Origin of the sequence: Gordonia hongkongensis, assembly GCF_023078355.1 — a bacterium.
In the GTDB taxonomy this organism is placed as follows: Bacteria; Actinomycetota; Actinomycetes; order Mycobacteriales; family Mycobacteriaceae; genus Gordonia; species Gordonia hongkongensis.
Genome location: NZ_CP095552.1, coordinates 825,343 through 850,319, shown reverse-complemented (window position 1 = coordinate 850,319; position 24,977 = coordinate 825,343). Strand labels below are relative to the sequence as shown.

General features: G+C 69.0%; 22 protein-coding genes, 1 tRNA gene and 1 pseudogene. 9 read left to right on the top strand and 15 right to left on the bottom strand.

Features of this window, described 5'->3' with window-relative positions; translation table 11 throughout:
* Window positions 1-19 precede the first annotated feature (19 nt).
* Together MVF96_RS03885 and MVF96_RS03880 are read right to left on the bottom strand one after the other, a co-directional pair.
* The gene (locus MVF96_RS03885; RefSeq protein ID WP_247451297.1) at window positions 20-2,098 is read right to left on the bottom strand and encodes an ArnT family glycosyltransferase; all 2,079 of its coding nucleotides are present in this window, start codon (window positions 2,096-2,098) and stop codon (window positions 20-22) included.
* Window positions 2,095-3,360 (bottom strand): bifunctional glycosyltransferase family 2/GtrA family protein, encoded by a 1,266-nt coding sequence (locus MVF96_RS03880; protein ID WP_159370074.1) that lies wholly within the window; start codon window positions 3,358-3,360, stop codon window positions 2,095-2,097. The genes MVF96_RS03885 and MVF96_RS03880 overlap by 4 nt, the downstream gene beginning before the upstream one ends.
* A gap of 137 nt (window positions 3,361-3,497) precedes the next feature.
* Between MVF96_RS03880 and MVF96_RS03875 the strand changes: the two are divergent.
* Window positions 3,498-5,619, top strand: a pseudogene (locus MVF96_RS03875) (RecQ family ATP-dependent DNA helicase).
* Between the two features lie 91 nt (window positions 5,620-5,710).
* Here MVF96_RS03875 and MVF96_RS03870 read toward each other — a convergent pair.
* Window positions 5,711-6,136 carry an HIT family protein gene (locus MVF96_RS03870; RefSeq protein WP_004020640.1) on the bottom strand — a complete coding sequence of 142 codons (426 nt, stop codon included), beginning with the start codon at window positions 6,134-6,136 and terminating at the stop codon, window positions 5,711-5,713.
* Between the two features lie 98 nt (window positions 6,137-6,234).
* On the opposite strand from MVF96_RS03870, the gene MVF96_RS03865 reads away from it, so the two are divergent.
* Both MVF96_RS03865 and MVF96_RS03860 read left to right on the top strand, forming a co-directional pair.
* Window positions 6,235-7,332, top strand: a complete 1,098-nt coding sequence (locus MVF96_RS03865; protein ID WP_418930417.1) for a DNA adenine methylase — start codon at window positions 6,235-6,237, stop codon at window positions 7,330-7,332.
* 17 nt (window positions 7,333-7,349) lie between these two features.
* Complete coding sequence (locus MVF96_RS03860; RefSeq protein WP_247451295.1) at window positions 7,350-8,189, top strand: hypothetical protein; 840 nt, start codon at window positions 7,350-7,352, stop codon at window positions 8,187-8,189.
* On the opposite strand, the gene MVF96_RS03855 is transcribed toward MVF96_RS03860, so the two are convergent.
* The 4 genes from MVF96_RS03855 to MVF96_RS03840 form a co-directional block, all read right to left on the bottom strand.
* A complete protein-coding gene (locus MVF96_RS03855) occupies window positions 8,186-9,580 on the bottom strand; it encodes a sensor histidine kinase (RefSeq protein WP_247452049.1) in 1,395 nt (464 codons plus the stop codon). The two genes, MVF96_RS03860 and MVF96_RS03855, sit on opposite strands and share 4 nt — an antisense overlap.
* Before the next feature lie 61 nt (window positions 9,581-9,641).
* On the bottom strand, window positions 9,642-10,364 hold the full coding sequence (locus MVF96_RS03850) for a response regulator transcription factor (protein ID WP_247451293.1): 723 nt from the start codon (window positions 10,362-10,364) through the stop codon (window positions 9,642-9,644).
* Between the two features lie 95 nt (window positions 10,365-10,459).
* On the bottom strand, window positions 10,460-11,146 hold the full coding sequence (locus MVF96_RS03845) for a DUF899 domain-containing protein (protein WP_247451291.1): 687 nt from the start codon (window positions 11,144-11,146) through the stop codon (window positions 10,460-10,462).
* Between the two features lie 114 nt (window positions 11,147-11,260).
* Window positions 11,261-11,470 (bottom strand): hypothetical protein, encoded by a 210-nt coding sequence (locus tag MVF96_RS03840; RefSeq protein WP_058251239.1) that lies wholly within the window; start codon window positions 11,468-11,470, stop codon window positions 11,261-11,263.
* 172 nt (window positions 11,471-11,642) lie between these two features.
* On the opposite strand from MVF96_RS03840, the gene MVF96_RS03835 reads away from it, so the two are divergent.
* Window positions 11,643-11,882 carry a three-helix bundle dimerization domain-containing protein gene (locus MVF96_RS03835; RefSeq protein WP_247451289.1) on the top strand — a complete coding sequence of 80 codons (240 nt, stop codon included), beginning with the start codon at window positions 11,643-11,645 and terminating at the stop codon, window positions 11,880-11,882.
* 28 nt (window positions 11,883-11,910) lie between these two features.
* On the opposite strand, the gene MVF96_RS03830 is transcribed toward MVF96_RS03835, so the two are convergent.
* The gene (locus MVF96_RS03830; protein ID WP_058251241.1) at window positions 11,911-12,273 is read right to left on the bottom strand and encodes an Rv2640c family ArsR-like transcriptional regulator; all 363 of its coding nucleotides are present in this window, start codon (window positions 12,271-12,273) and stop codon (window positions 11,911-11,913) included.
* A 101-nt stretch (window positions 12,274-12,374) separates the two neighbouring features.
* On the opposite strand from MVF96_RS03830, the gene MVF96_RS03825 reads away from it, so the two are divergent.
* Window positions 12,375-12,860, top strand: coding sequence for an ArsI/CadI family heavy metal resistance metalloenzyme (locus tag MVF96_RS03825; RefSeq protein WP_159370062.1), 486 nt, complete (start codon window positions 12,375-12,377; stop codon window positions 12,858-12,860).
* 62 nt (window positions 12,861-12,922) lie between these two features.
* On the opposite strand, the gene MVF96_RS03820 is transcribed toward MVF96_RS03825, so the two are convergent.
* The 4 genes from MVF96_RS03820 to MVF96_RS03805 are packed head-to-tail and all read right to left on the bottom strand — an operon-like array spanning window position 12,923 to window position 16,006.
* Window positions 12,923-13,333 (bottom strand): arsenate-mycothiol transferase ArsC, encoded by a 411-nt coding sequence (locus MVF96_RS03820; protein ID WP_159370061.1) that lies wholly within the window; start codon window positions 13,331-13,333, stop codon window positions 12,923-12,925.
* Window positions 13,326-14,414, bottom strand: coding sequence for an ACR3 family arsenite efflux transporter (gene arsB / locus MVF96_RS03815; RefSeq protein WP_247451287.1), 1,089 nt, complete (start codon window positions 14,412-14,414; stop codon window positions 13,326-13,328). Before arsB ends, MVF96_RS03820 begins: the two co-directional genes overlap by 8 nt.
* Entirely contained in the window at window positions 14,411-14,773 is a 363-nt protein-coding gene (locus tag MVF96_RS03810; protein WP_065631509.1) for an ArsR/SmtB family transcription factor, read from the bottom strand. The genes arsB and MVF96_RS03810 overlap by 4 nt, the downstream gene beginning before the upstream one ends.
* Window positions 14,774-14,815: 42 nt before the next feature.
* Window positions 14,816-16,006: a winged helix DNA-binding domain-containing protein gene (locus MVF96_RS03805; RefSeq protein WP_247451286.1), complete on the bottom strand. Its 1,191-nt coding sequence runs from the start codon at window positions 16,004-16,006 to the stop codon at window positions 14,816-14,818.
* Between the two features lie 497 nt (window positions 16,007-16,503).
* Here MVF96_RS03805 and MVF96_RS03800 point away from each other — a divergent pair, with 497 nt between their 5' ends.
* Complete coding sequence (locus MVF96_RS03800) at window positions 16,504-20,277, top strand: nSTAND1 domain-containing NTPase (RefSeq protein ID WP_247451284.1); 3,774 nt, start codon at window positions 16,504-16,506, stop codon at window positions 20,275-20,277.
* Between the two features lie 12 nt (window positions 20,278-20,289).
* Here the strand turns inward: MVF96_RS03800 and MVF96_RS03795 are convergent, their stop codons facing one another.
* Window positions 20,290-21,927 carry a carboxylesterase/lipase family protein gene (locus MVF96_RS03795; protein ID WP_207624922.1) on the bottom strand — a complete coding sequence of 546 codons (1,638 nt, stop codon included), beginning with the start codon at window positions 21,925-21,927 and terminating at the stop codon, window positions 20,290-20,292.
* 72 nt (window positions 21,928-21,999) lie between these two features.
* Between MVF96_RS03795 and MVF96_RS03790 the strand changes: the two genes are divergently transcribed.
* On the top strand, window positions 22,000-22,353 hold the full coding sequence (locus MVF96_RS03790) for a Fe-S protein (protein ID WP_065631513.1): 354 nt from the start codon (window positions 22,000-22,002) through the stop codon (window positions 22,351-22,353).
* A gap of 70 nt (window positions 22,354-22,423) precedes the next feature.
* On the opposite strand, the gene MVF96_RS03785 is transcribed toward MVF96_RS03790, so the two are convergent.
* Window positions 22,424-22,498: transfer RNA gene (locus tag MVF96_RS03785), tRNA-Thr, on the bottom strand.
* A gap of 69 nt (window positions 22,499-22,567) precedes the next feature.
* Window positions 22,568-22,954, bottom strand: coding sequence for a RidA family protein (locus MVF96_RS03780; protein ID WP_247451281.1), 387 nt, complete (start codon window positions 22,952-22,954; stop codon window positions 22,568-22,570).
* Window positions 22,955-23,133: 179 nt separating this feature from the next.
* Here MVF96_RS03780 and MVF96_RS03775 point away from each other — a divergent pair, with 179 nt between their 5' ends.
* Window positions 23,134-24,630: a threonine/serine exporter family protein gene (locus MVF96_RS03775; RefSeq protein ID WP_247451279.1), complete on the top strand. Its 1,497-nt coding sequence runs from the start codon at window positions 23,134-23,136 to the stop codon at window positions 24,628-24,630.
* 164 nt (window positions 24,631-24,794) lie between these two features.
* Window positions 24,795-24,965, top strand: a complete 171-nt coding sequence (locus MVF96_RS03770; RefSeq protein ID WP_165630609.1) for a hypothetical protein — start codon at window positions 24,795-24,797, stop codon at window positions 24,963-24,965.
* Window positions 24,966-24,977 lie beyond the last annotated feature (12 nt).

Genomic DNA, 24,977 nt, shown 5'->3' with positions numbered 1-24,977 from the left:
CAAACGGTGTCGGCGCCGGTCAGCTCGTGGGCTGGGTGAGGTCGTACAGGGTCACGCCGTCGACGGTGACGGCGGTGAAGTTCTCCTGCACCCAGGTGCTGATCTGCGACGACGGTTGCGACGAGTTGCCGCCCATGCCGCCCCCCATACCGGGACCAGAACCGCCACCGATGAAGTAGTGGATCTTCTTCGCGGCCACGAGCTGCTGGAATTCGGCCAGGGTCGGCGACGGATCGCTGCCGTTGAATCCGCCGATCGGCATCACCGAGTGTCCGGTCTCGAGCTGGTAGCCCGACGCCGACATCGAGCCCACGGCAGCTGCGACCCACGTGTACTCGTCGGCGTCGGCGGTGAGCCTGTCCACGAGCGCCGCCGACGGCGTCGAACCACGGAGCAGTCCCCCGGCGGCTCCGTCGCCACCGCGACCGCCCCCATCCTGTTGACCCATACCGGGCATCCCCTGCCCGGGTGCTCCCAATCCCTGCGGTGGCATGCCGGGCATGCCCCGTCCGCCGGGACCACCCGGGCCACCTCGTCCACCCGGCCCACCGCCACCGGGACCGAATTCGCCCTCGACGCGCGGTCCGGCGGTGATGATGGATCCGCTCTTCTCGGTCGCGATGGTGTCGACGGTGTAGGCGACCGGCCCGGCCAGGCCCGCCATGATGGCCCCGATGAGCGCTGCGGCCGCGACGGTCCGACGCTGGGTGAAGACCATGGCCACCGCGGCGAGGAGTCCCACGACGAGGACCGCGTATCGCAGCCACGGCACGAAGTCGGGTGTGCGATCGAGCAGGACGAAGCCCCAGATCGCGGCGGCCGCGACGGAGATCCCGAGCGCGATCCGCACCCACAGCCGGTCCCGGTGCGACCAGCACACCGCCGCGCCGCCGGCGACGACCGCGGCGACCGCGGGAGCCAGTGCCGCCGTGTAGTACTGATGGAAGATCCCGGCCATGAAGCTGAAGACACCCATCGTGACCAGCAGCCACAGCGCCCAGACGACCAGATACGCACGGCGCGGGTCGGTTCGTCGGGCCCTGCCGATCAGTACGAGTGCCACGGCAGCGAGGATCAGGCCGGTCGGGATGAGCCAGGCGATCTGACCGCCCTGCGCGGGTTCGAACATCCGCAGCCAGCCGGTCTCGCCCCACGCGCCGCCCCCGCCTCCGGGGCCACCCGGTCCACCGCCCATGCCCTCCATCGCGTTTCCCCCACCACCGGGGACGACGGCGCCGGTCTCGTTGCCGTTGAGCCGGCCGAGGCCGTTGTAGCCGAGGGTCAACTCGAGGATCGAGTTGTTCTGCGAGCCACCGATGTACGGACGCGACGACGCGGGCCACAGCTCGACGGCGAGAATCCACCAGCCGGCGCTGACGATCATCGCGCCGAGCGCGGCGAACAGTTGTCCGATCCGGCGCAACCAACCACGCGGCCCGAAGGCGAGGTAGGTGACCGCCAGCGGCGGCACGATCAGCATGACCTGGAGTTGCTTGGTGAGGAAACCGAAGCCGACGAACACGCCGGTCAGAACCAGCCATCGCCACCGTCCGTCCTCGAGTCCCTTCATCATCGACCAGACCGCGGCGATCATCAGCAGGATGAGCAGCGCCTCGGGGTTGTCGAAGCGGAACATCATCGCCGCGACCGGTGTCACCGCGAGGGTCACCCCAGCGACGATGCCGGCCCAGTGGCCGAAGTACTTCCGGGTGATCACGTAGAGCAGCGCCACCGAGGCGACGCCCATCAGCGCCTCGGGCACCAGGATCGACCACGGGTTGACCCCGAAGATCCGGGCGCTGAGCCCCGGAATCCACAGGGAAGCAGGCGGTTTGTCGACCGTGATCGAGTTCGCCATGTCCGACGACCCGAAGAACCACGCCTTCCACGACTGGGAACCGGCCTGGATCGCAGCCGAGTAGAAGGAGTTGGCCCACCCGTTGATCGACAGATTCCACAGGTAGGCCACCGTGGTGCCGATCAGCAGCACCGCCAGCGAGAGACGTTCCCAGATGCCACTTTTCGCCGGTGAACGCGTTGCTTCTGAGGAGTCCGCGGGCGCCACCGAGCCCGACGGGGAGACGAGGGTGGTACTCATGCGGCAACCTCCGTGTGGTGAGCGGGCGCCTTGCGGAACACCCAGCGGAGACCGACGAACCGGGTGAGCGTCGCCACCAGGTTCGCGATCACCAGGATCATCAGTTCAATGTGTTTCGTCGCGTCGGGGGCGACGGTGTGGAGAACGAACAGCGCACCCGAGGTGACGACCCAGCCGAAGAGGAAGACGCCGAGGCCGAAGAGCTGGTGACGCAGGGCGTTGTCGCGTCCGCGGATGCCGAAGCTGAAGCGCCGGTTGGCGGCGGTGTTGAGGACCGCGGTGATCGCGAGCGCGACCACGTTGGAGACCTGGGCGCCCAAGAACGAGTGCAGCGCCAGGAACAGGACCGCGTAGGCCAGCGTCGAGGCCACGCCCACCACGCAGAAGCGGGCGAGCTGCCCGACCATGCCCGTCGGCACCCCGTCGAGCTGTGGTCCCGCGGCCCGGTCGCGGCCGATGGAGGCGCGCAGCTGGGCGATCGGCAACCGGCCCATGGCGAGTGCGAGGCCCACGCGCGCACAGCCTTTCAGATCCGCGATCGCGGTCGGCACGATGTCGACGGTGCTGTCGGGGTCGTCGACCCAGTCCACCGGCACCTCGGCGATGCGCAGACCGATCTGTTCGGCGAGGACCAAAAGCTCGGTGTCGAAGAACCAGCCGGTGTCGGCGACGAACGGCAGCAGTTCGCGGGCGATGTCGGTGCGCATGGCCTTGAATCCGCACTGCGCATCGGAGAACCGGGCGCCCATCGCAGTACGCAGCATAAGGTTGTACGAGCGGGAGATGAACTCGCGCTTGGGTCCTCGGACCACGCGTGCGGAGCGGTTGAGGCGCGTCCCGATCGCGATGTCGGAGTGCCGCGACACCAGCGGGGCGATGAGCGGCATCAGGGCGTTGAGGTCGGTCGAGAGGTCGACGTCGCAGTACGCGACGATCTCGGCGTCACTGTGCTGCCACACCGCGCTCAGCGCGCGTCCGCGGCCCTTCTGCTCGAGATGGACGACCCGAACGCCCTCGAGTTCACCGGCCAGTGCGACGGCGATCTCGAGGGTCTCGTCGGTGCTGGCATTGTCGGCGACGGTGATCCGCGACGCGTACGGCACATGCGCGCGCAGGTGGTCGGCCAGGCGTCGCACCGACGAGGCGATGTCGTCCTGTTCGTTGTAGACGGGGACCACGATGTCGAGTACTGGATTCGGCGTAGAGGTGTCGGCGACGGTGTACATCTGCGCCGGGGCGCCCGGCGGTGCTTCTGGGATCATGCGGACAACTCTCGATTCCCAGCCTCGCGTCACCCTGCATGTGAACTGCCAGGTTCCTGTGAACGCTTCGCCGGGTACACGCCGCGGTGTGGACGGACCGCGTCGGCGTGTCCGAGGGCGCCACTACATTGGGGCGCATGGCCGCAACCCTCGCCCCGGACCAGCTGACCGCCGCCAACCGTGTCATCACCAGCCTGGCCGGTGAGGGCGCCGCGCTGCGCGACGACCAGCTCCGGGCCGTGACCGCACTGGCCGGCCGGCCCGCCGATCCCACCGAGCGCGGCGCCCGCGTGCTGGTCGTCCAGGCGACCGGGTGGGGCAAGTCGGCGGTCTACTGGTCGGCGACCGCGATCATCCGGGCGGGTGGCGGGGGGCCGACGCTCATCGTGTCACCGCTGCTGTCGCTCATGCGCGACCAGGTCGCCGCCGCCGCTCGCGGTGGGTTGTCGGCGGCGACGCTCAACTCGTCCAATGTCGACGAGTGGTCGATGATCGAGGCACAGCTGCGCGCCGGCGACCTCGACGTGCTGCTCGTGTCACCGGAACGGCTCGCCAATCCGGGCTTCGGTCGCCGGGTTCTCGACGCCTTGGCCGGCAACCTCGGCCTGCTCGTCATCGACGAAGCACATGCGGTGTCCGACTGGGGTCACGACTTCCGCCCGGACTACCGCCGCGTCGCCGACGTGCTGCGTACCGTCAACCCGACGACGCCGGTCCTGGCCACCACCGCCACCGCCAATGCCCGCGTCACCGACGACGTCGCCGCTTCAGCTCGATGCCGGCTCCGGTGGTGAGCCGACACTCGTCCTCCGCGGACCGCTGGCGCGGAAGTCCCTGCATCTCAATGTCCTCGACGGCCTCTCCCCAGTCCAGCGGTACGGGTGGGTCGCGCAGTCGCTGCCTTCGCTGCCGGTGTCAGGCATCGTCTACGTGCTGACCGTCGCCGACGCCGACCGCCTGGTCGAGGCGATCCGGGCCGTCCATGGCGACGCCGTCGCGGTGGCGGCCTACACCGGCCAGCTCGACGCCGACCGCCGCCATGAACTCGAGGACGCGTTGCTGCGCAACGAGGTCAAGGCGCTGGTCGCGACGTCGGCGCTCGGAATGGGTTACGACAAGCCAGATCTCGGCTTCGTGGTGCATGTCGGGTCGCCGCCGTCGCCGGTGTCCTACTACCAGCAGGTCGGCCGTGCCGGACGCGCCCTCGACGACGCCGTCGTGATGCTCTTGGCGTCGCAGACCGACGACCGGATCTGGGACCATTTCGCGACCGCGACCATCCCCGATCCCGACAAGATGCGTGACCTGCTCGCCGCCCTGGAATCCGCGGGGGAGCCGCAGTCGGTGGTGCAGCTCGAGGCCGCCACCCGCTTCCGGCGCACGCGTATCGAGTTGATGCTGAAGCAACTGGCGGTCGACGGCGTCACCGACCGGACCGCCGACGGGTGGGTCGTCACCGGCAAGCCCTGGACCTACGACGCCGAGCACTACGACGGCATCCTCGCCGTGCGCCGTCGGGAGGCCGACATCATGCGCGCCTACATCGCGGGCCGCACGTGCCTCATGCGGTTGCTGACCGAATCCCTCGACGACCCGCAGGCCGCGGACTGCGGACGCTGCTCGGTCTGCCGGGGCGCCCTCAGCGAAGGACTCCCCGATTCGGTCGACGCCGAGATCGTCCGCACCGTGACCTCGACGCTGCGTCGCAAGGCCCAGACCCTGGACCCCCGCAAGATGTGGCCGGGCGGCGAATTCGGGCGTCGCGGAAGAATTTCCGCCGATCTCCTGGCCGAGCCGGGTCGTGTCCTGGCCCATGCCGACGCCCCGGAGTGGGTCGAGGTGCTGGCCGCGGCCCGCAACGGCGACGAGCGCGCGCTCGCCGAGTTGGGCGACGCCGCGGTTGCGACGCTGGCCGCGTGGGTGCGCGACACCGGTATCCGGGCTGACGTCATCGTGTCGCTCCGTCTGACCGGCACCGTCCTGGCCGAGACCCTGGCCGACCACCTGCGGAAGGTCGGGAAACGCGAGGGCGGCAGTTTTCCCGTGCGCATGGGCGATCCGCCCACCGACGCGACCGGCGCGGTCGAAGCCGCGTACTGGCGCGACCACCTCGGCGACCCGCCCGACGTCGCGGGCCGCGCCGTGCTGCTCGTGGTCGACGCCAACGGCTCGGGCTGGCCGATCACCCTGGCCGCCGCCGCCCTCCGCGAGGCCGGCGCCACCGCGGTGCTACCGCTGCTGATCCACCGGACGGTGTGAGCCCTACGCAAACCCACCCCTTTTCGGCATACCCAGCACCCTGACGAGGGGTGGGTTCGCCGAAAAGTGGTGGGTTTGCCGGACGGTCGGGTCAGTCGGCGACGTACTCGCCGTACCCGAGTGAACGCAGGCTCGCGCGGATCTTCTCGGCCGCGGCGTCGAGGTCCTCGGGACGTGCGTTCTTGTTCGCGTTCGCGAGGTCGAAGGTCTGCATCGAGAGCGCCGGGAACACGTGGACGTGCACGTGCGGGACTTCGAGGCCGGCGATGAGCAGACCCATCCGAGGTGCGTCGAAGGCGTCCTTCACCGCGCGTCCCACGTTCTGTGCGACCGCGCTGAGATGGGCGAACGCGGCGGTGTCCATCTGCTCCCAGTGGTCGACCTCGGCGCGGGGAACCACCAGGACGTGACCGGGCGTGACCGGTTCGATCGTGAGGAACGCGACCGCCTCGCCGTCCTTCCAGACGAATCGACCGGGGAGATCGCCATTGATGATCATGCTGAAGACCGATGCCATGGGCCGAGTCTAGGTGTTGCGGGCGTCGCCACGGTGACGCCGCCGGCGACGGCGAGTGTTGTCCCCGGATGTCAGGGGTCCATGACATTCTTTTCGGTGTGAGTGGGCCAGAATCATCCCGGGCAGGACGCACGTCCCGAGCCGTCGTCGGATCCAGCGACATCCTGGCCCGCGCCCAACGGTTCCCCCGCCTCCGGTACATGGGCTCCAAATACCGGCTGCTGCCCCACCTCGAACGCACCTTCGCGGAGATCGGCGGGTCCACCGCGGTCGACGCGTTCTCCGGTTCCGGGGTCGTGTCGTATCTCCTGAAGGCGCAGGGCTTCGAGGTCGTCAGCAACGACTTCCTCAACTTCCCGCACATCATCACCAGGGCGTCGGTGGCCAATTCGAGTGTCCGGCTCGAGCCGGACCTGATCGACGCCATCTGCGGTCCCCCCGCCGACGATCGCGATTACATCTCACGGACGTTCGACGGCCTGTACTTCACCACCGAGGACCGGGCCTTCCTGGACTCGGCGTGGTCGCACGTCGACGCCTTGCGCGGGTACCGGCGCGACCTTGCGATCGCCGCCCTCGTTCTCTCGGCCGCGCGCAAACAACCCCGTGGTGTGTTCACCTTCACCGACTCGACGCGTTACGCCGACGGTCGTCGCGACCTGACGATGTCGCTGCGCGACCACTTCCGCCTGCGGGCGGCCGCGGACTACAACGCGACCGTGTTCAGCAACGGACGCAACAGCCGGAGCGTGCAGGGCGACATCTTCGACCTCGAATTACCCTGGGCGGCACCAGACCTCGTGTACCTCGATCCTCCGTACGCCCCGCCGACCGACGACAACGACTACATCAAGCGCTACCACTTCCTCGAAGGCCTGTCGGCCTACTGGCGCGGGATGAGCATCATGGAGAACACCAAGACCAAGAAGCTGCCGAAACGCTTCACGCCGTTCGCCTACAAGCGGACGATCGAGGACGCGCTGCTGCGTACGTTCGAGCATTTCGAGGACGCCGGCGCCATCGTGCTGTCGTACTCGTCGAATGCGTTGCCGGGCAAAGATCGCATCGTCGACCTGCTCGGGAAGGTCAAGCCGTCGGTGGAGGTCATCGCGATCGACCACAAGTACAGCTTCGGCACCCACGCGGCCGCGACCCGCCGCGACGTGAGCGAGTACCTGTTCATCGGCCGGGACTGAGCGGACGACTCTCCACGATGAGCACCGCGGGCGACTTCGACGACTATCTGCAATCGTTGGGCCGGTTGACCTCTCACGTCGACCCGACCGCGTCGACGCCGGAGGCCGAGCGGATCACCCAGGCCACGGCGCGTCTCGGTGAACTGCTCGACACCGACATCGCGGGACTGGCGGCGTGGGTGCGCGACAACCCCACCGATGTCCCCGTACTGGGGCTCGCGGTCGGGCTGTCCCAGGAGAAGCTGAAGAACGCGCTGCGCGACCGGTTCGACACCAGCGGCTGGCACGCGCTGGCCCGGACACAACCGGTCGAGCTGGTGACCTGGCTCGACACCGAATTCCACCTGGTCCGCATGCTGCGCACCCAGCTGTCCCGCACGTTCACCTTCGCCGACATCCTCGTGGCCCGCGCCGGCACCCGCGCCACCGCCACTCGCGCGGGCGCGTCGGGCCGGCGTATCGAGGACGAGATCGAGGACATCGCCCGCGACATCGGCCTCGACTACGTCACCCGCTCGCGGTTCGCGGGACGCAACGGCCGGACCGCGCCCGCCGACCTCATCGTCGGCGACCCGTCGTCGGCCGACATCGTGGTGGCGGCCAAGGGTTTCGACTCGACCGGTTCCAAACTCACCGACGCGGTCCGTGAGATCGAGGAGATGGCCGAGGTGCGGTTGCCCACCCAGCTGGTACTCGCGGTGATCGACGGGATCGGCTGGAAGTCACGGCAATCCGACCTGCGCCGCATCCATCAGCTGTGGGCCAACCGGCAGATCGACGGCATGTACACCCTCGTCGGACTCGATCGGTTCCGGGACGACGTCACCGAGTTCGCGAAGTTGCGCCGGTTGATCTAATCGGCCTCCGCGAGCGGTAGGCGCACCCAGAACGTGGCTCCCACACCGGGGCTCGTGTCCACGCCGACGCGGCCGCCGTGCGCGGCGACCAGTGCCGCGACGATCGAGAGGCCGAGGCCGCTACCGCCGCCGGAGCCGCGATGTCGGGACGAGTCCCCGCGGTAGAAGCGTTCGAAGACGCGCTCGGCGTCCTCCGGCGAGAGCCCCGGCCCGGTGTCGGCGACGGTCAGCACCGCCTCCCCGGGGCTCGCGGCGTCGTCGACGCTCACCCCGACCGTGATCGAGGCGTCCGCCGGGGTGTGGTTCACGGCGTTGCCGATGAGGTTGCGCAGCACCTGGACCAGGCGGGGCCCGTCGCCGAGCACGACCGGCGGCCGATCGCCCGGGACGACGTCGAGCCGGATCTCGCGCTCGGGGGCGGCGACACGGGCGCTCTGCACGGCATCGGCGGCCAGGCCGAGGAGGTCGACGGGTGCCGAGTCCAGCGGCCGCTGCGCGTCGAGTCGCGCGAGCATCAGCAGATCCTCCACCAGCAGGTTCATCCGGCCGGCCTCGTCGTCGATGCGCCGCATCGCGTCGGTCACGTCGGGGACGCCGCCCTGTGAATAGAGTTCGGCGAATCCCTTGATGGACGTGAGCGGGGTCCGTAGTTCGTGGCTGGCGTCGGCGACGAAACGGCGCATCCGCTCCTCGGAGGCGCGGGCCTGCTGTTCGGACGCGGCCGTCGAGGCGAACGCATGCTGGATCTGGCCGAGCATCCGGTTCAGCGAGTCCGACAGACTGCCGACCTCGGTGTTCGGCGGCGCCGGCGGCACCCGCCGCGTCAGATTGCCCTCCGCGATCTCGTGCGCGGTCTCCTCGACCCGGCGGAGCGGGCGCAGACTCGTGCGCACCAGGACGTAGCTCAGCACCCCGATGAGCAGGACGACCAGCGCGCCGATCGCGAGCTGCAGCCAGACTAGCCTGCTGACCGTGTCGTCGATGTCGGACATCGGGGTGGCCACGATGGATCTGCCGAAGCTGTTGCTGTGCTTGATGACCCGCCACTGTGGCCCGTCCCCGTCGACCGACGGGACGGTGACGGGTCCGGCGTTGTCACCGGTCAGTCCACTCAGGTCGGGTGCGTCGTCGAACTGGTTGTAGACGTTGTCGGCCGACATCCCGCCGGGCCCGTAGACGACGGACTCGACGTAGTAGGGCGACGGCGGCCGGCGGGGCCCGGGTGGGCCGGGGCCGTCGCCGAGGAGACCACGGGGTTCGGCCCACGTGCGTACCGCGTTCTCCAGCCCCTCGTCGGCGCGGGAGATGAGGTCCTGCCGCATCGACGAGGTCACCGCGACACCGGAGGCGAGGAGTCCGATGGCGACGAGCAGCACCGTCAGCGCCACCATCGAGATCCGCAGGGGGACACCGCGCTTCCGCGTGCCGCGGCCGGTACCCGTCACCGTCGCATCAGTCACGGGGCTCACGCATCACGTAGCCGACGCCGCGGAGGGTGTGGATGAGTCGCTTGTCCCCGGTGTCGAGCTTGCGCCGAAGGTACGACACATAGGATTCGACGACGTTCACCTCGCCGCCGAAGTCGTAGTTCCAGACATGGTCGAGGATGCGCGGCTTCGACAACACCGTGCCCGCGTTCACCATGAAGTAGCGCAACAGCGTGAACTCCGTCGGCGAGAGGGCGACCAGTTCGCCCGCCTTGAACACCTCGTGGGTCTCGTCGTCGAGTTCGATGTCGGCGAAGGTGATCTTCGACGACGCGCGCTTCTGGTCGTCGAAACCGCTGCGGCGCAGCAACACCTGCAACCGGGCGACGACCTCTTCGAGACTGAAGGGTTTGGTGACGTAGTCGTCCCCGCGGATGGTGAGGCCGTTGATCTTGTCCTCCACCGTGTCGCGCGCCGACAGGAACAGGGCCGGCGCCTCGACCCCGTCGGCACGCAGCCGGCGCAGCAGCCCGAACCCGTCCATCCCCGGCATCATCACGTCGAGGACGAGGACGTCGGGTTTGGCGATGCGGCATCGGTCGAGGGCCGCCGGACCGTCGGCGGCGGTCTCGACCTCGTAACCCTGGAACTTCAGCGACACCGACAGCAGTTGACGGATGTTCTCCTCATCGTCGACCACGAGGACCTTCGCGCCGCGCGTGCTGTTCTGTTTCGCCACTTCACTCACACGACCAGAGTTCCAGCCGGCCCTGGAACCTCACTGTAGGCACGCTGGGAGATTCCTGTGAACGCTGACCAGCGGGTTCTGCGCGTGGGCGTGGGTCACGCGTCAGGGTCACCGTACGCGGCGGCCATCTCCTCCGAACCGCGCCAGCGCGAGTAGGTCGGGCTCTGCGGCCAGCCGTCCGGCGAATCCTGCCACTCCTCCTGGCGTCCGTAGGGCAGGACGTCGAGGAGTCCGAAGGTGAAGCCGAGTTGTTCGGTACCACGACCGGTCGAGTGCCAGGTGCGATACACGGTGTCACCGTCGCGGAGGAAGACGTTGAGGGCGAAGCCTTCGCCCGGGGCGGCGTCGACGTCGGCGGAGAAGGTCGTACCCCCCGACGAGTACCAGTCCATGCGGTTACCGACGCGCCGCTTGTAGGCCAGGATCTCGTCCATCGGCCCGTGCGTGATGATGACGAACCGCGCGTCGTAGTCGGCGAGGTAGTCGAGCCGAGAGAACTGGGTGGTGAACCCGGTACAACCCGGGCACTGGAACCGGGCGCCGTCGGTCCACATGTGGTTGTAGACGATCAGCTGTGAGCGTCCGTCGAAGATGTCGACCAGACGGATCGGCCCGGCGGGCCCAGTGAGGACGTAGTCGTCCATCTCGACCATCGGGAGTCGACGACGCTGCGCGGCGATGGCGTCGAGTTCGCGGGTCGCCGCCTTCTCGCGGCGCCGCAGGTCGGCCAGCGCCGCCGCCCAGGTGTCGCGGTCGGCGACGGGTGGGAATGCCGCGCTCATGACGATTCCTCTCGCATGACGGTGCCTTTCGCTCGGTGAATGTCGATGGTGAGTACAGTCCACCGGGTCAGACCCGGTCCGACCCTCGAATTCATCGAAACGCGGGGCGCGCGGTCAGGCGGAGAGTTCGTATCTGTCCTGGAGGCGTCGTACGTGCTCGCGGACTTCGTAGAGTTCCCGACGCGCCGTGCGGAGGGCCTTCTCGCCCCCGGTTCCGTTCTGCAGCCTGTCCACGAGGGAATCCGCGACACGTTCGAGCTCCTCCATCAGCACGCGTGCCTGCGCCTGTGCGACGGGATCGACGGGACGGCCGGAACGAACCATGGCTGACATCGTAGGTTCTCGGATCGTTCACCGCCGACCCTCCCCGTCTCGCCCTGCGGGCAGTCGACTCACTCCCCGATCGAGGTGGAGCGCCGATAGCGGCGAGATGAACGGTGCGTGAACCCATTCGTCAGGAGAGACCGCTTCGTCGTGTTCGAACTAAATTGTGTCCATGGATGCGAATGACGAACTTCGTCAGATCAGCGAAGTACAGGACCGGCTGATCGGCCTCTATTCACACCGACGACCAGAAGACGTCGCCGCCGCGGTCGAGCAGGCCTACGAGCACTTCAGCGGGACCGAAGTCCGCGACTTCGTGCCGCTGCTGGTGGAACGCCGCGCGAACAAGGCTCTCGGCGGCACCGACGTGATGGCCGACCCCGCCGCCGTCCCGCCGCATGTCGGTGAGTGACCCCTGACCAGTCGTAGGGCCCCCGCGTTCAGCAGCAGCCGGCGGTCGCGCTGAGAACGTTGCGCACGGCCTCCAGCGATTCTGGCCGGGCACGGTAGTAGACGTTCATGCCGCGACGCTCGGGCGCCACCATGCCGGCCTTTCGCAGCTGCCCCAGGTGATGGCTCGTCGTGGCCTCGGCGAGTCCGACGGCCGTCGCCAGATCGCACGTGCAGATCCCGTCCTCCTTGTCGGCGAGGAGGATCGACACGAGCTTGATGCGCACCGGGTCGGCAAGTGCCTTGAGTCGCAACGCGATCTCGAGAGCGGCCTCGTCGTCCAGCGGCGCCGACGACACCGGCGGACAGCAGATGGGAGCGCTGATGTCGACCACCGGCAAGGTCTTGGGCATGAGCCGACCATACCTTCGTCATTGACATATGTCGAAAAGGTGACATCCTGCAAGAACCAATGTTTTCGACATATGTCTCACAGGTGAAGGTGGTTCCCCTCATGTCCCGCATGCAACTCGCACTCAATGTCGATGACCTCGATACCGCGATCGAGTTCTACTCCAAGCTGTTCGACACCCCGCCGGCCAAGCGAAAGCCCGGATACGCGAACTTCGCGATCGTCGAACCGCCGCTGAAACTGGTGCTCCTGGAGAACCCGGGCCGGGGCGGCACGATCAACCATCTCGGAGTGGAGGTCGAATCGAGCGAGACGGTGCATGCCGAGATCGCCCGACTGTCCGGCGAAGGCATGTTCACACAGCAGGAGATCAACTCCACCTGTTGTTTCGCAACGCAAGACAAGGTGTGGGTCACCGGTCCGAGCGACGAAAAGTGGGAGATCTATACCGTGCTCGCGGATTCCGACACCTTCGGAACCAGCCCGAAGCTGTTGGCCGAGAGCGGTGTCGACGAATCCGCCGAGGGTTCGGTGTGCTGCGGCGGTAGCGCCACCGACCCCGCCGACGCTCGCACAGCCTGCTGCTGACCGAGCGTCGTCGTTCTTGTCGGTGGGTGGAACGCCACCGACCCACCACCGTTCTGAGACGCTCACTGCTCCAAGCGGTCGGCGAGGTCGCGGATGCGGGTGGTGATGTCGTCGCGGATCAACCGCATCCGTTCGAGGCCGTCGATGCCTCGATCGGAGGGTTCGTCGGTGTTCCACACCTCGACACTCACCCCGTCGGGCGGGGTGACCTCGGCGGTGCCGACCACCACGACCAGATCCGCGGCTCGCATCAGGTCATCCGTCAGCTGCCGCGGCTGATGTCCGACGGCGTCGGCGCCGACCTCGGCGAGCACCTGCGCGGACAAGTCATTGACCTGCCCGCCGATCTTCGCGTTGGTTCCGGCGGACGACGCCGCGATCCGGTCGGTGACCGTCACCGAGAGACGTTCGGCCATCACGGATTTGCCACGGTTGCTGACGCACACGAACAGCACATTGAGGGGGTCAGACATGGCGCGCGGGCTCCCCAGTCGAGTCGGGTGTTGCAGAGAACCGCTTCCGCAGTGCCAGGGACACGTACACGAGGGCAACGAGGACCGGCACTTCGATGAGCGGTCCGATGACCCCGGCGAGCGCTTGGCCGGAGGTCGCACCGTAGGTGGCGATCGCGACGGCGATGGCGAGTTCGAAGTTGTTGCCGGCGGCGGTGAACGCGAGCGTGGTGGTGCGCGCATACCCCAGACCCATCGCGGCGCCGAGCACGAACCCACCGCCCCACATCACCGCGAAGTAGATCAGTAGCGGCAGAGCGATACGCGCGACGTCCCAGGGCTGCGACATGATCTGCTCACCCTGCAATGCGAACAGGATGACGATGGTGAACAACAAACCGTAGAGGGCCCACGGCCCGAGACGCGGCAGGAACGCGGACTCGTACCACTCGCGGCCCTTGGCGCGCTCTCCGATACGACGGGTGAGGTATCCGGCCACCAGCGGGATGCCGAGGAAGATCAGCACCGACTTCGCGATCTGCCACGGCGAGGCGTCGATGGTCGTCTGTTCGAGGCCGAGCCAGCCGGGCAACACGGAGAGGTAGAACCAGCCCAGCACGGCGAACATGATCACCTGGAATACCGAGTTCAGCGCGACCAGGACGGCAGCGGCTTCGCGGTCACCGCACGCCAGGTCGTTCCATATGATGACCATCGCGATGCACCGCGCCAGCCCGACGATGATCAGTCCGGTCCGGTACTCCGGCAGGTCCGGCAGCAAGAGCCAGGCCAGCGCGAACATCAACGCCGGGCCGATGATCCAGTTCAATGCCAGCGACCCGAGCAGCAGGCGACGGTCGGCGGTGACCGAGTCGAGCCGGTCATAGCGCACCTTGGCCAGCACCGGATACATCATGATCAGCAACCCGAGTGCGATCGGCAGCGAGATGCCGTCGAGCTCGACGGCCGCCAGCGCGTTGCCCACTCCGGGAACACTGCGGCCCAGCAGCAGACCCACCACCATCGCGGCGCCGATCCACACCGGCAGGAACCGGTCGAGAATCGACAGCCTGCCCGCGACGGCGGTTTCCGTGACGTTCATCGTCCGGCCTCACACGAACGTGCTTCCCCCAGAACCGTGGCGAGACAGCCGAGCAGCCCCGACAGTTCTTGTAGCGCACCAGTGTTCACGCGGTAGTACACCCAGGTCGCGCGTCGCTCGCTCGTCACCAGATCGGCTTCGCGCAGCACTCTCAGATGGTGCGAGATCGTCGGCTGCGAGAGGTCGAACGGTCCGGAGATGTCACACACGCACGCCTCACCTCCCGGATGCGCGGCGATCTCGGACAACAACCGCAACCGGACCGGGTCCGCGAGTGCCTTCAACGCCGGAGCGACGGTCTCCGCCTCGTCGGTCGTCATGCCGCGGGAGACCGTCGCCAGCAGGTTCTGGTTCGACATTCATCAATATTGACAGATGTCGAACCAAGCGAAAGCGTCGACCTACAACCCTTTCGCATACGGCGCGGTGTAGCCGGTCTTCAGCGGTTCGTCCCCCAGCCATGCCGCGAGTTCCTCGGCCCGGGCATCGAGAGCCCGACGCGCTTCCCTTGACAACGGTTCGAGCGGGACGACGTCGATCGTCGAGTCGGCGCGGCGATACCAGCCACCGACGATGCGACCATCCCACCAGGCGGTCTGGCCACCGTTGCCCGCGGAGTCGAAGACCTGCGGCGCGTGGCCGCCGAGATAGAAGCCGCGCTCTTTGTAGCCCATCGTGGTCGGGTCGAGTTCGGGAAGGAGCACGGCTTGCGGTTCGACCGGCTCGTCCCCCCTGTCGTCGGCTAGATCGTCGGGCAGGACGTGGCCGACTCCGCCACCCTCCAGGTCGACCTGGACGGTCTCCAGTTCGGCGAGGGCCGCGCGGACCGCGGTCTTGGTCGACCCCAGCCACCACACCAGGTCCGTCTCGGTGCCGGGTCCGTAGGTCCGCAGCCAGCGTCCGATCAGCGCGCAGTGCCCGTCGTGGACGCTCATCGACGGCAGGTCCTCGCCGAGCCAGAGCGGCATGGATGTCCACGCCGGCCGCGACAGATGCCAGCGCAGCCGGTTGGGTCCGCGGACGATCGCCCCCTCGGCGTCGAGCATGTTGAGCACACGCGGGCCCATCGGAGCGCGTCCCGCCCACGTGGTGCCCGCGCCGTGGCTGATGTAGCCGTCGAGTGCGGGCAGACGCTCGCGCAGTTCGGTGGAGGTCAGCGACTCACCACCGGCGAGTTCGGCCAGGACCGCCTGCCGCGCGGTCAGAATCCAGCCCTCCGGGTCGTCGAAGTCGGGACTGCGGCGGAGGTCGCGCAACATGTTGGTACGTTCCGACGCCGAGATCCGCGGCCCGAGGGCTCCGACGGACTCGGCCAGGATGTCCCGCGGGAAGACGAACAGCGTGCGACGCATCGCGAGGTGCTTGACGAGCGTCCGGTCGTCGTAGAGGGCGGCGTCGACCGACTCGCGCGAGAGCTCCGGATCGACCCGGGCCCATGCGGCGAGGTGGACGGTCGACGGTGTGGTCGCGTGCAGACCGACCATCGTGGCAGCGGCTTCTACGGAGTCGGCGGCTCGAGACGAGACATCGAGGTGTTGCCGGCGCATGAGGCGAGTGCGGCGTTGCGAGTCGGAGATCAACAGGCGGCTCATCGACGGGCACCCGGGGTCGTCGCATGGACAGATCTTAGTGATCGAAGCCGACAGCCCGGGTGACCCGGCAGGCGAGGAGGGGACGCGGGTGCCGGAGACCGCCGACCCCCGTCGACCCGGTGTCCGGCACCCGCGCGGTCGTGTGGGCCGAACGACACACAGCCCCCGACGGGCAGTGTTCGCGACACTTTCGGTGTGTCCTTCGACCGACGCAACCTGTGCGCTTCCCGACCCCCGTCGAGTTGCGCCCCACCAGCAGACCCCACGAACGCGACCCACTCCACCCCCGTTCCGGAAACCGGCACATAAGCGCAGATCAAGCCGCTAACGGACTATCCGGACCGGACAGAACCGGTTCCGGATCCGCTTGTCACGTCCGGTGATCCGCGGTCCGCGGTGTGGCCGTCACCACATCGGATCGCCGATGGTGGCGCGGTGGGATCGGCTATCGCATGATGGTGCGGTCGATCTGTCGGGGCGAGCACAAGGACAGCTGAGTGGATTTCGGTCAGGCACTCACGCGTTTGTTCGTGCAAGCCGGTCGGCCCACGCTGCGCGCCGCGGCGACACGGGCCCGGGTCTCGGCGCAGCGGATCAGTGACTGGCGCAACGGCCGTCATCTCCCCCGCGACTTCGCGACCGTCGAACCGCTGCTCGTCTGGCTGACCGCACGCGCCGTCGCCGCCGGGGCCGACGACGTCCTGACCATCCCGCAGTGGCGGGAGATGTGGGACCGCCGGACGCCCGACGAGACCCCCACCGCCGAGCCGCCCGCACCGCAGCATGCCCGGCCGTTCCCCGGCCTCGCCACCCTGACCGCGGCCGACAGTCAGATGTACTTCGGCCGGGACGACGTCGTCAGCACCCTCGTCGATGCGATCCTGTCGGCCCGCTCCGGACCGCCACCGCTGTCCCCCGCGTCGCGACTGGTGGTGGTCACCGGGGTCTCGGGATCGGGCAAGTCATCGCTGCTCCGTGCCGGCCTCGCCCGGGACAGGCGATTGTCGTCGCCCCGACTCGGCGAGATCACCCCGAGCGGGCTCGTCATCGCCGACCCGGACGTGCCGGGCGCCACCGATGCGCCGGCCTCGACGACCGGGGACGCGGTCATCGTCATCGACCAGTTCGAGAACGTCTTCTCGCTCGAGGACCCGCTGCGGGCCGAGACGCTGCGCGAGGTCGAAGAGCTGGCGTCCGACGTCGTGGTCGTGGTCGGCGTGCGAGCCGACTTCTTCAGTCAGTGCGTCGAGCATCCGTTCCTCGCCGATGCGTGGCAGCACCGCTGCGTGATCGTCTCGGAGATGACCCGCACGCAGTTGCGCGAGGTGATCACCGCGCCCGTCCGACTCGCCGGCGGCCGCATCGAGACCGGACTCGCCGACGTGATGATCACCGAGCTGTACGAGGCGTCGACCGGCGGTGACCGCGCCGGCCGCCTGCCGTTGCTGGCGCACGTTCTCCAGGCGACCTGGGCACGCCGGACCGGTAACCGCATGACCCTGTCCGGGTACCGGGCCACCGGCGGTATCGCCCGCGCGGTCGCCGACACCGCCGAGACGGCCTGGGCGGCGATCGATCCGCGTCATCGGGATCTCGCGCGCGCGGTCCTCCTCGCCCTGGTGCACGTCGGGCCGGCCGGCATCGCGCTGCGCGTGCCGCTCTCCACGGCGACCATCGCGAACCGGTTCCCGCCCGAGGTCGCGACCGTCATCGACGAATTCGCCCAGGCCAGGTTGCTCACGGTGTCCACCGACTCGGTGATGCTCGTGCACGACGTGGTGCTCACCGCCTGGCCACGTCTGGCCGAGTGGATCGCCGACGACACCGACAACCACCTCTGGCGCCAGCAGGTCGACGCCGACACCGCGGCGTGGCTGGCCAACGGGCGCGGCCGGTCGTTCCTCTACACCGGGTCGCGCCTCGAGGACGCCAAGCGCCGGCGACGAACCCTGCGCAGCGATTACCTGCATCTGCTGAGCAACGAGAACGACGCCTTCCTCGACGCGGCGGTCGCCATGCAGCAGCGGCGCCGCATCACGCGCGTCGGCGCGGTGTCGGTGATCGTCGTGCTGGCCATCGCGGCGTCCATCACCGCCGCCATCGGCTTCCGACAGGCCCACGACCTGCGCGAACAGCGCAACGCCGCCGAACGCTCGGCGCTGTTGTCGCACATCGACAGCATCCAGTACTCCAACCCGTCGCTGGCCGCGCGACTGTTGCTCGTCGCCCACGAGGTCTATCCCGACGACCCGACCGTCCAGAGCCGTCTGCGCGGCGCCGCGACGACGCCCCTGGTGGCCCCGCTGACCGGCCACACCGGCCCGGTCTACGACCTGTCGTTCAACCGGACGGGCACACAGCTCGCGTCGGCGAGCGGCGACCGGACCGTGCGCGTCTGGGCCCGGTCCGGCTCGTCGGACTATCGGGAGGTCGCGGTCCTGCGCGGCTTCGGCAACTACGTCACCAGCACCGACTTCCACCCGACACGGCAACTGCTGGCGAGCAGCAGCGGGGACGGTTCCGTCCGGATGTGGGACCTGACCGACGCACCGAACCCGCGGCTGGCGACGACGGTGTCCCCGGGCCACGGCACCGTCTACATGGTGCGGTTCGCCGCCGACGGGCGGACCCTGGCCGCATCGTCCGACGACGGCACGATCACGATGTACGCCGTCTCACCGACCGGAGCGATCCGGGAGACGGCCGTCCTGCGCGGCCACACCGCCGCGGCGCGCACCCTCTCCTTCAGCCCCGACGGACGCGTCCTGGCCAGCGGCGGCGACGACCGGACCGTCCGGCTGTGGACGACCGGCGAATCGCCGCAGCCGCTGGGTGGGCCGCTGACCGGCTTCCCCAGCATCACCCATGCCGTCGCGTTCAGCCCGGACAGCCGCTCGCTGGCAGTCACCGGCGACAGTCCGAACACCCAACTCTGGGACGTGGCCGACCCACTCGCACCCCGCCCGCTGAGCACGTCGCTGCCCAACAGCACGGCCGGGTCGTGGTCGATCGCTTTCGACGGTTCGGGTGCGCAGTTGGCCTCCGCCCGCGCCGACGGCCTGGTCCGGGTGTGGAACACCGCGAACCCGGCCTCGCCGATCCTGCAGTGGGCGCTGCAGACGACCTCCGAACAGGGCTCGGTGCGGACCTTCGCGGCCCGGTTCGACCCCAGCGGCCGCCAACTCGTCTCCGGCCGCTCCGACGGGACGATAGACGTCTGGAGCCTGCCCGGCCGAACCGAACCCGACCGCGGCGGGACCATCACCGGCGTGGACACCGACGACGCCCAACGAGTCCTGGCGACGGTCGGCGCCGACACCACCCTGAACCTGTGGACGATGTCCGACGGCCTCACCCTGCGATCGCGCACGCCCATCCAGCGTCGGGTCAACGACCATCCGCGGGTCAGCCTCAACGGCCCCGGCACCCTCGCCGCGACCGCCAACAACAACGGCGGGCTCGTCGAGTTGTGGGACATCACCGACACCGCGGCCCCGCGACGCGCCGCGGCCCTCGACGTCGCCACCCGCTATTCGTTCCCGGTCGCCTTCGCGCCGTCGGGCCATCTGCTCGCGACCGGAGACACCGACACCACCGTGGCCCTGTGGGACACCTCGGTGCCCGGCTCCCCGCGACGCGTGGGCGCACCGCTGCGCGGACCCACCGACCTCATCCGCAATGTCGCCTTCAGCTCCGACGGCTTGCGGCTCGCGGTCACCTCCGACGACAAACGCGTCTACCTGTACGACCTGACGTCGCCGGGCGCGGACCCGGTCGACGTCATCACCACCGAGGCGCCGGCCGCCCAGGCCGTATTCGACGGCGATGTGCTGGTGGTCGCCTCCCGCGACCTCTCCACGTGGCGGCTCCCGCCGGCCGGCACGGACGCCGAACCCGAACTGATCGACCGGGAGGAGGACATGTTCGCCTCGACGGTGTCCGTCGCGCCGAACCGCCTCACGGTGGGTACCGCGACGCACGAGCTGATCAGTTTCGCCCTCGACGACGACGGCCGGCTCACCGACCCGCAACCGGTCGGGACGCTGCTCGCGACCACCGACACGACCACCACCTGGCAACTACCCGCCCGACTCCCCACCGACGAGCGCATCATCTCCGGCGGCGACACCACCGGGAACGTCTACCTGCACACGCTCGATCTCGACGAGGCCCGCGACTGGATCTGCGCCAGCACCGCACCCGTCACCGACGCCCAGCGCGACGCCTATCTCCCGCACATCGACGTTCGCGCGGATTGCCGCCGGGACTGAAGCAGTTGCGGCTCAGCGGAAGCCGAGCACCTCGTCGCCCCACGCCTCCCAGATGTCGCCGTCGAGGTTCTGCACGACCCGGTCCTCGGCGTCGATGCGCAACACCGGGCGATGGCCGGTGTCGTAGGTCGGCCAGGGATCCCCGAGCGCCCCGGCGTCCGGCTCCTGACCGTGTGCGAATGCGGTCCACCGTCGGATCATCCTCTCCGACACCGCTTCTCCCTGCTTACGCCCGCCGAGCAGGAACGTGATGTCCTTCGGCCCGTTGCCCAGATTCCCCCACACGTACGGGACCTCGGTCGCATGGGCGGCCCCCAGACCGAGCAGCCGGAACATCCGCGTCGTCCAGTCGTAGCGGTAGACATAGACCGGCGCCGAACGCGCATGCGCCTCCGCGAGCCACAGCGTGGGCATGCGGAACGCCACGTCACGGGCCACGCCGAGTCCGGTGACCTTCGGGCGCAGACCGGAATACGCGGAGAGCACCTGCGCACGTTCGGGCAGGACGACGTCCGGATACTCCTTCGCCATCCCGGCGAACATGCGCTCGATGTCGGCGGTGGTGATCGGCATCAGCGGCGACTTCATGTACTTGAAGAGATTCGCCTCGTCGCGGTTGGTCCCGATGATCAGCGGCACCGGATGCGCCCGACCCGCGCGATAGACGTCGAGGGGATGTTCGGGCAGCAGATCGCCGTCGATGACCGGTGCGAACGCGATGGTCCCCGGCACCTCGGTGGGGACCTTCTCGAACAGGGTGGTGGTGATCGCCGAACAGGTCATGCCGTCGAGTTGTTCGAGACGCCCGACAATCTCGCCGGTGTCGAGTCCACCGGCGTCGATGCCGGCGGCCTCGAGCAGTTGGTCGGCGACCCGCGCGGCCCGGTCGGCACCGTACATCGACGTCACGGGCGAACTCTGCGCGATCGCCCGGCCGAAGAGCCCGGCCGCGGCCGGCATGGTGAGCAGCGCGGTGACCAGTCCCGCGCCCGCCGACTCGCCGAACACGGTCACCTTGTCGGGATCACCGCCGAAGGCGGCGATGTGGTCGCGGACCCAGCGCAACGCCGTGAGTACGTCGCTGAGGCCGGCATTCGACTCGAACCGCGGGTCGATCGACGACAGGTCGGCGAACCCGAGCACACCGAGCCGGTAGTTCAGCGTCACGACGACCACGTCGCCGGTGGCGGCGAGGTTCGAGCCCTCGTAGAACGGCTGGGCCCCCGACCCCAGGACGTAGGCGCCGCCGTGCAGCCACACCATGACCGGGAGTCCGACGGCGTCGTCGGCGTGCTCCGCGGCCCCCGGCGGGGTCCAGACGTTGAGGAACAGGCAGTCCTCGTCCATGACCACATCGGGACCGAGACGTACGGCGGGGTTGAGTTGTTGCGGGCAGACCGCGCCGAAGGTCGAGGCATCCACCACGTCCTCGGGCGCATCGGCCTCCTCGAGGGGAATCGCACGGCGCCAGCGCAACTCCCCCACGGGCGGGCGGGCGTACCGGATGCCCCGCCACACGTCGGCCCGTTCCCCGGCGACCCCGCGGAAGGTGCCGACCCGGGTCTGGGCCGTTGGGCGGGTCCCGTCCGGAGCCACGCCGTCGGTCGGGGACGTCGAGTTGGCGGAGGTGCCCGGTTCGTCGTGCTTCATCCGTCCATCGTGCACCGTGAACCCGTTCTCGTAATCCAGAACTCGGCCGTGTCTGCTGGGTATGGTGACCGCATGGAGCTACTACGCAACGTCGTAATCTTCCTGCACATCATCGGCTTCGCCGTGACCTTCGGCGGCTGGGTCACCCAACTCGTGGCTCGCGAGTTCCGGTTCACCCGCGTGATGGACTACGGACTGCTGCTGTCCCTGCTGACCGGGCTCGCGCTCGCGGCGCCGTGGCCGGCCGGTATCGAGCTGAACTACCCGAAGATCGGCATCAAGCTGGTGATCCTGCTCGTCCTCGGCGGAATCCTCGGCATGGGCAGCGCTCGGCAGAAGCGCACCGGCGAACCCGTACCGCGCGCCCTGTTCTGGTCCGTCGGCGCCCTGTCCCTGCTGGCCGCGGGCCTCGCCGTCATCTGGTAGCCCGGTCCGCGAGCCGAACCCGCGAGACGACAGACGCCGCGCACCGGAACAGGTGCGCGGCGTTCGTGCGTGGAGCCCCCTGTCGGGATTGAACCGACGACCGCTCGCTTACAAGGCGAGTGCTCTACCACTGAGCTAAGGAGGCGCGCGGGGCGAGTATATCGGCCGGACCGCTCCCGCTTCATCCGCACCCGGCGGACCGGCCGTGCCGCGATCAGCCCCGGAGGGCCGCGACCGCTTCGATCTCCACCAGCTGATCGTCGTAGGCGAGGACCGAAACGCCCAGCAGGCTGCCGGCCGGCCTGTGGTCGCCGAAGGCCTCGGTCACCGCGTCCCACGCGACCACCAGATCGGCCTGCAGGTGTTCGGCGACGAAGACGGTGACCTTCGCGACGTCGCGCAGCGTCGCGCCGGACTCGATCAGCGCGGCCTCGAGGTTCTTCATGCACTGCACGGCCTGTTCGCGAACGTTCCCGGGTGCGACGGTGGCGCCGTCGTCGTCGATGGGGGCCGCACCGGCGGTGAAGACGAGACTCCCGGGACTCACCGTGGCACTGCGGGTGTGGCCGTCTCGCGGACCGTTGATCTGCACCGAGGACATGCCGCGATCGTAGACGAGTGGTCGCCGTCGTCACCCCGGTCACCGGCGCCGTCGGCTCCTCCGCCGACCCTGCCGGAGTCGTCCGGACGGACGAGGTGTATCCAGTCTCCTGTCAGGGTTGAACCGGCCGGGTGTCGGTTGCCCCGCGAGCACTCCACCATCGACCCGAGGAGGCCTGCGTGCGCGAACAGATCGGCCGTGTCCTGCGTCGGCTCAGCGGCAGCCGGCAGGCGACGATCGACACCATCGAACCGGGCAGCATCATGGTGTCGCCACGTAAGCCGATCGAACCGTTCGACGTCGCGGCGATCACCGAGGTCCTCGATCTCGCCACGAAGATCGGGGCGGTGCTGCTCGACTCGGGCACCGGGGCCATCGACACCCAGACGCAGATCAAGTTCGTCGCCGGCGTGTACGGCCTCGAGGACGTCGACGTCGACGTCACCTACAACACGATCGTCGTCAGCGCGCGGCGCGGCGCGACGCTCCCGCCGATCACGACCATGGAGCAGGTCTACTACCGGTCGATGGACTTCACCCGGCTCGCGCAGGTCGACCGGCTCGTCCGCCGCATCCGCGATTCGTTCATCAGCCCGTCCACCGCCCACCAGATGGTCGACGAGATCATCACCGCGCCCCACCCCTATCCGCACTGGCTGGCCACGACCGCCTGGGGGATCATGGCGTCGGGCATCGCGGTGCTCCTCGGCGGCGAATACCTCGTCGCCGCGCTCGCCTTCGCTACCACCGTGGTGACGGTCACCGTCAACCGCTGGCTCAACCGCATCGGGACACCGGTCTTCTTCCAGCAGCTGACCGGCGGTTTCATCGCGGTCGTTCCGGCCGCCCTGGTCTTCGCCGCGGCCGAACGACTCGGTGTGCAGATCGCGCCGTCGCAGGTCATCGCGGCCGGCATCGTCGTGTTGCTCTCGGGGTTGTCCCTCGTCGGCTCGGTCCAGGACGCGATCACCGGCGCACCGATCACCGGTGTCGCCCGGTTCTTCGAGTTGCTGCTGATGACCGGCGGCATCATCGCCGGTGTCGGCGTCGCGATCCGAATCCTGGAGGCGGGCGGCATCTTCCTGCCCACGATCACCACGACCACCAGCTTCGAGGTCGTCGAACTACCGATCCGGGTGGTCGCCGGCGCGGTCGCCGCCTGCGCCTACGCGCTGGCCAGCTACGCCGAGACGCGCGCCCTCGGCGTGGCGTTCCTCGGCGGTTTCATCGGCACCGCGGTCGCGGCGGCCTCGACGTTCACCGACATCGGCGACGTCATCGCCAACGGTCTCGCGGCCGCGTTCGTCGGACTGATCGGCGGCCTGCTGGCACGCCGCGCGTTGACCCCACCACTGGTCGTCGCGGTGGCCGGCATCACCCCGCTGCTACCCGGTCTCGCGGTGTATCGCGGCCTCTACGGCATCCTCGGCGACCAGACCCTCGACGGATTCACCTGGATCGCGAACGCGCTGGCCATCGGCTGCGCCCTCGCCGCGGGGGTCACGCTGGGCGAGTTCGTCGCCCGGTCGCTGCGTCGCCCTCAGCTGCCACCCCGTCCGGACTGGCGTCTCCGCCGCCGGATAGCCCTGCGCGAAGCCCGTGAGGCGCGGCAGGCCGACGCGGCCGCACGACGGGTCCGGGCGAACCGGTGGCGGCCGCCACCGCCACGACGCTGACGCCGGACGGGTGGCCGTGAGCACCACCGATGTCCGGGTAGAATGCGGAGTCGGGCGTGTCATCGGACGGCCGCTCCAGTCAGCAACGGACCGAGACACCGCACGGCTGCGCCTCGTCACCGCGCACCGAACCGCACACCATGCCGCACAACGAGGGGACTCACATGCCCGCGAAGACCACCGACGCGACCGACATCACCGACGACGAACTGGAGCCGGTGGCCGACGAGACCGCCAACTCGGCGCGCCGAGTCGTCGCCGCGTACGCCACCGACGCCGACGAGTGCCGGATGCTGTTCGCCATGCTGGGGATCGCGCCGGGCGAGAACGCCTGAGCAGGTGGCTCC